General features: G+C 43.7%; 5 protein-coding genes. 4 read left to right on the forward strand and 1 reads right to left on the reverse strand.

The window, feature by feature from the left end; all coding sequences use genetic code 11:
* The first annotated feature begins 174 nt into the window (after window positions 1–174).
* Both V7137_RS01275 and V7137_RS01280 read left to right on the forward strand, forming a co-directional pair.
* Window positions 175–1,296: a 3D domain-containing protein gene (locus V7137_RS01275; protein ID WP_335696387.1), complete on the forward strand. Its 1,122-nt coding sequence runs from the start codon at window positions 175–177 to the stop codon at window positions 1,294–1,296.
* A gap of 145 nt (window positions 1,297–1,441) precedes the next feature.
* Entirely contained in the window at window positions 1,442–3,127 is a 1,686-nt protein-coding gene (locus tag V7137_RS01280; protein ID WP_335696388.1) for a hypothetical protein, read from the forward strand.
* An 87-nt stretch (window positions 3,128–3,214) separates the two neighbouring features.
* Here the strand turns inward: V7137_RS01280 and V7137_RS01285 are convergent, their stop codons facing one another.
* Window positions 3,215–3,586: a winged helix-turn-helix transcriptional regulator gene (locus tag V7137_RS01285; RefSeq protein ID WP_218347085.1), complete on the reverse strand. Its 372-nt coding sequence runs from the start codon at window positions 3,584–3,586 to the stop codon at window positions 3,215–3,217.
* A 183-nt stretch (window positions 3,587–3,769) separates the two neighbouring features.
* Between V7137_RS01285 and V7137_RS01290 the strand changes: the two genes are divergently transcribed.
* The gene (locus tag V7137_RS01290; protein ID WP_335696389.1) at window positions 3,770–4,999 is read left to right on the forward strand and encodes an MFS transporter; all 1,230 of its coding nucleotides are present in this window, start codon (window positions 3,770–3,772) and stop codon (window positions 4,997–4,999) included.
* Window positions 5,000–5,113: 114 nt separating this feature from the next.
* A complete protein-coding gene (locus tag V7137_RS01295; RefSeq protein ID WP_335696390.1) occupies window positions 5,114–5,944 on the forward strand; it encodes an aldo/keto reductase in 831 nt (276 codons plus the stop codon).
* The last annotated feature ends 263 nt before the right edge of the window (window positions 5,945–6,207 follow it).

Below are 6,207 nucleotides of genomic sequence, written 5' to 3' on the forward strand. Positions count from 1 at the left end.
AGTTTAACAGAGCCTTTTAATAAAAATCCTGCCCCAAAAAATAGACACTGTTATGACACAGAAATGACACTTTAATGTGTAATATGACAAAAAGTGATGAACATTTAATCTTTTTGTAACATTACTGGTACATTCTTCTGGTATAAATAGATTACTAAGGAAAGGAGAAAGTGTATGCAAACGACAAAAAAGCGTATCATTCTCGTGTTACTTACAATGATTTTAACAGTATCGGGTTCTATGGTTACATATGCACAAACAAGCACGGAAGCCCTACATAATGCCAAGCAACAGCTGGAGCAAAAACAAAGAATAGTAGAGCAAAAGGCGCAAGAAAAGCAGACTGTTAATCAAGAAATTGGAAAAATCCAACAAGAATTGAATGCCCTTTACAACGATATTACAAAAAACAAAGAAGCAATGGCCCAAACGCAGCAAAAAATAGATGCAACGAACCAACTCATTGAAAAAAAGAAACAAGATATTGTTGTCCTTGAAGACAAAATCCTGGCCCGTAAAGGGATTATGAAGCAGAGAGCTGTTTCACTTCAACAAACAGATAATATCGATGTCATTATCAACTTATTTTTCGATTCTGATAGTATCACCGATTTTATCCAACGCGCGAGCGCCGTTTCGGCCCTGATGGATGCGGATAAAGATATTTTAGGATCCCAGAAGAAAGACCTTCTGCAGATTGAAGAAGATAAAAAAGAGATTGATAGACAAGAACAAATTTTACTAGAAGATCAAAAAGCGTTGGCGAACCAGCAGCAAACACTTGATCAAAACATGCAAAAAAGACAACAAACCCTAACCGTTATGCAACAAAAATATAGCCAAATCCTTAAACAAATGGCACTTGCCGAGCAGGAAAAGGCAGGCATTGAATCACAAATGAAAGATATTCAAGCCAAAATCAAACAAGAACAAGATGCGGCGAAGGCACGAACAGTCTCAACAACCAAACCGGCGCCAACTGAAGAAAACGAAACAAATGTGGCCATACAGGGTAAGGAAATGTATGTGACCGCTACAGCATACAGCCCAGAAGAGTCCGGTAACATTACCGCATCGGGCTACAACATTGGCAAACATCCAAATATGAAATTGATTGCCGTCGACCCAAGAGTCATTCCACTTGGAAAAAAAGTCTGGGTTGAAGGATATGGCGTTGCCGTCGCAGGCGACACGGGTGGTGCCATTAAAGGCCATAAAATCGACGTATTAATGCCAACCAGATCCAAATGTTTACAATGGGGAAGAAAGACCGTAAAAGTCATCGTATTAGACTAACTCAATCGTTAAAGTAAAGATCTAACTGGAAACAGTTAGGTCTTTTTTTTGAAAGGATTTCCCCCTTGACTTCATTGCAGATTTTGCCGTAATCCAATAAAATAATAGTGTCTCAAATTAGAAGAATGGGAGAGGGAGCGGTTCGATGATAGAATTAAAACTGCGTTCGATTTTAAAGCAGGTGAAAAGCGAAAATCCACAAAAGAGATTTGAAGCTCTTGACCAGCTTTTTCAATATAAGCTTGAAGAAGGACTCGAGATTCAAATCGATGTTTTAAAGGATATGATCAAAACGGCGGCGTCAACCTTTCCAGAGCCTGTGGATAAATGGGATAACCCCTCCTTTTATCTGATTGACTTTGTCTGTGATTTTCCGATGCCAGAAGTGGTAGAGGGGCTCCTTAAACATTTCGACGGTCTTGACCTGCAGGCAAAAGAGCGGGCCATTGAAATGTTGTTATCAACAGAAGACGAAGATATTTTTTATGTGCTCGAGGAAAAAATCGTCGAGTTAATCCAGACCGAAGATTTCCATATTCCGGTTAAGGAGCTGGATCCATATCCGATGCTGGTTAAGGGAATCCTTGATAAAACACTCGACAAATTCAATACCCAGCACTATAAATTATTGCTTTATAGTTTAGTATTATCGCTAAACGACTCCGGCTTGGAAAAGGGCTATAAAAAGGAGGTAATTCTCCCGTCTCTGTTCAAAGATTATCAGGCAGTGAAGCAGGAGTATCTGAAATTTGATGCCGATTTTTCAAGCAAATATGTGTACACGGCTTGGAAGGATAGTTATTTTGCCGTTCGTACAAAAATGAAATTATTTATTAGCTTAATGGAATATTATTATTCATCTGAGATCGGCGCTGAGCTGGAGCAGGCAATGACCTTCCGCGATCCGTTAATAAAAACGCAGGCCCTGTTGGTATGCGTGGCCAAAAACCTTCCTTATCAACAGAACACTCTCATAGAAGCAGCCGAGCATATTGAAAGTGCAGAAATGGTCTATTGGGAGTTGAAGGAAAGAAATCTAGAGCATCTCTATCCAATTGCTGAAGGAAAGCAGCCGCATTTGGCGAAAACCAGACTCTTTTCGACGATTATCAATCTGCCGGAAGAAGACGAAGGAGTCATCCGCTTTCCGGAGGACATTCAGATCATCGATAAAGTCGAAACAGAAAATACATATCACCAGCCGATACGCTATTACCTGCTGAGTTTCTTGCATATCGGGACCCGATATGCGGGCTGGGCAGGCGGCTATGCGCTTGAGGATGGCGACGATACGGCCGAATTATGGGACGGCAGCTATACTGATTTTGTCGAATGGGATTCAGCCAGCATCGAAGAACATAAAGCCGCTTTTTTCATAAAGAGAGCAGAGGAAAGGGAGGAACATGAAACTAGTGTTTATTTTGAAAGTTCGCCACGGCTCAGCCGAGGTGCCTGGTTCTTTCTCAGCCTCGCGGTAGTTCATTGGATTAAAGAGGCTCTAACAGGGTTCTCGAAAGAAGGGATTCCTTTCTTATTGGCTCTAACGGTTATCGGCGGAGCTATGTGTCTATATGAACTCACAAAAAATAAGAAAAGAAAAATTGAGATCGTCGGCCTGCAGCTAATGATGGAAGACGGATCTAAGCAGCATACCATCGGCTTGCATGAAATCAAAAAGGTAGAACATAACAAAAAACACGTTCTCATTTACGACAAGAAGAATGAAGTCGCATTTTCATTCCCGCTCCGCTGGGTCCGCTACGAACAGTTTTACGTTCACATATTGGAGCACACCGACCATCTAAAAGACCGACCTTATATACAATCATAAAAAACATGCCAAAGGCCGCGTCAATGCGGCTTTTGGCGTGCAATGCAATGGTTAATGGTCAATGATGCCTGACACCGAAAACACCATCTATTTAAGATGATCGTTCAAAACATTCTCCTCGAGGACTGAGAACTTATCCCCATATACCCTCTCAATATGATGCTCGCCCCAAGTACAGAGCGAATTCAGAATTCCCTCCAAGCTCCTTCCATATTCACTCAGCTCATACTCGACCTTCGGTGGAATCTGATTATAAATAATCCGATTAATTACGCCATCGTCCTCCAGCTCCCGCAGCTGCTGCGTCAGCATCTTCTGCGTAATATTCGGCATCAGCCGCTTCAATTCACTCGTCCGCTTTTTCCCATGCGTCAAATGGCAGAGAATCACACACTTCCATTTCCCACCAATCACCTCCAGCGTCGCCTCGACCGAAATATTATATTTTTTCTTCTCCATTTTCATCGTCCTCCTCATTACACCAAATGCAGGCACTAAAAAGTACCTATATAACCTAGAGGTACCTATATCACTTTAAAGTGCGTACTTCCGATAAATCTATATATACTCCATAATAACATTTGCCGGATGAAAACAATCATACCTTTTTTAATAAACCTACACAATGAGGAGGAAAAATTTATGCCTTTAAATAAACAGCAAAGCACATTCGCACTGCTGGCCTTAGCCATCAGCGCCTTCGCAATCGGCACCACCGAATTTATCAGTGTCGGCCTGCTGCCGCTCATCGCTCAAGATTTGCACATACCAGTTACCACTGCAGGACTAACCGTCTCCCTATACGCCCTTGGGGTCACATTCGGGGCACCGGTCCTAACATCACTGACATCAAGAATGTCACGAAAAACGCTTTTATTATGGATTATGATCGTCTTCATCATCGGTAACGGAATCGCCGCAAGCGCAACAACCATCAGCGTCCTGCTGGCAGCGCGTGTCATTTCAGCTCTATCACATGGCGTCTTCATGTCAATCGGCTCAACCATCGCCGCCGACCTCGTCCCGGCCAACCGCCGCGCGAGCGCCATCTCGATCATGTTCTCTGGCCTAACCGTCGCCACAGTTACCGGCGTGCCATTGGGAACATTCATTGGCCAACAATATGGCTGGAGGCTCGCCTTCATCCTCATCGTTATCGTTGGCATCATCGGCTTCATCGCTAACTGGATTCTCATCCCTTCTTTTTTGAAGAAAGGAACCCAGACCAGCGCTCGGGACCAAGTCAAACTCCTGACCAATGGCCGACTCTTACTTCTATTCGTGATCACGGCCCTTGGATATGGCGGGACATTTGTTGTCTTTACTTATTTGTCACCATTATTACAGGAAATAACCGGATTTAACGAAGGAGCCATCGCCATCATTTTACTCGCATACGGATTGGCGATCGCAGTCGGCAATATGCTAGGCGGGAAGCTCTCGAACCGCAATCCGATTGGATCCCTATTCTATATGTTTATCGTCCAGGCTGTGGTCCTTTTCGTCTTAATGTTCACGGCGCCGTTCAAAATCGCGGGTTTAATCACGATTATTTTCATGGGATTGCTTGCTTTTATGAACGTACCGGGGCTGCAGGTATACGTCGTGATCCTAGCAGAACGCTACGTCCCAAGCGCGGTCGATGTAGCATCCGCCATCAACATCGCAGCCTTCAACGCAGGAATCGCCATCGGTTCCTACCTAGGCGGCATCATCACCGACACACTAGGCCTCATCCACACAACATGGATCGGAGCCCTCATGGTCCTCGTTGCAGCCATCCTAACAGGAGTGAGCCGGGCACTCGAGCGGAAAGATTCCGTGGTGTCATCAACAAAGGTGCCGTCAATGGTCTCATCATCAAAAGTGTAGTCAATGGTTGTAGTCAATGGTGTCAGGCACCACAAAAGTGCATCTGTCCTCTTGGGGTGGACATTAAATATATCAGCATAACAATTTAACTTAAAACAATTGGAGGTTTTATCAATGATGAACAATTTACAGAGTACTACTACATTAAATAATGGGGTAAAAATGCCATGGTTCGGCCTTGGCGTCTTTAAAGTAGAGGAAGGACCGGAGCTCGTGAATGCGGTAAAAACGGCGATTCAACATGGCTATCGGAGTATTGATACCGCGGCCATTTATGAAAATGAAGAGGGCGTCGGACAAGGGATTAGAGAAGCAGGCATCGCTAGGGAGGATCTATTCGTAACATCAAAGGTCTGGAATGCCGATCTGGGTTACGAATCAACGCTGGCAGCGTATCAAACTAGCCTAAATAAACTAGGGTTGGAATACCTAGACCTTTATCTGATTCATTGGCCGGTAGAAGGCAAATACAAAGAGGCGTGGAGAGCATTAGAGACGCTTTACAAAGAAGGTCGTGTGAGAGCGATTGGGGTAAGTAATTTCCAAACTCACCACCTAGAAGATCTGATGAAGGATGCGGAAATTAAGCCAATGGTAAATCAAGTCGAATACCATCCACGCTTAACCCAAAAAGAAGTTCAAGCATTTTGCCGCGAACATGGCATACAGATGGAAGCCTGGTCACCATTAATGCAAGGTCAATTGTTAGACAATGAAGTGTTGGTGGGAATCGCTGCAAAATACAATAAATCAGTTGCCCAAATCATCTTGCGCTGGGATCTGCAAAACGGTGTCATCACAATACCAAAATCAACAAAAGAACACCGGATCATCGCAAACTCACAAGTATTCGACTTTGAACTAACACAACAAGACATGCACCAAATCGACCAACTAAACCAAAACCACCGCGTCGGCCCAGACCCCGACAACTTTGACTTTTAAACTTTGGTGTCATTTTCAATTGTGGTGTCAGGCACCATCCGTAGACACTTTCTTATATTTGTCCGTGTACAGTGGACAGGCCAATCTCGCTTTTGAGGTTGGTCTTTTTTATTTACCGCTTGGAGTGTAATTTTACGCTGGTGGTAAATGAAGTGCTGTTACATTTACCTTGAGGAGGAAAAATCCGCTCGTTGGGTAAATGAAAGGCAGTTACATTTACCTTGGGAAGGAAAAATCCGCTCGTTCGGTAAATGAAGTGCAGT

The organism is Neobacillus drentensis (genome assembly GCF_036962765.1).
Taxonomy (GTDB): Bacteria; Bacillota; Bacilli; order Bacillales; family Cytobacillaceae; genus Neobacillus; species Neobacillus drentensis_C.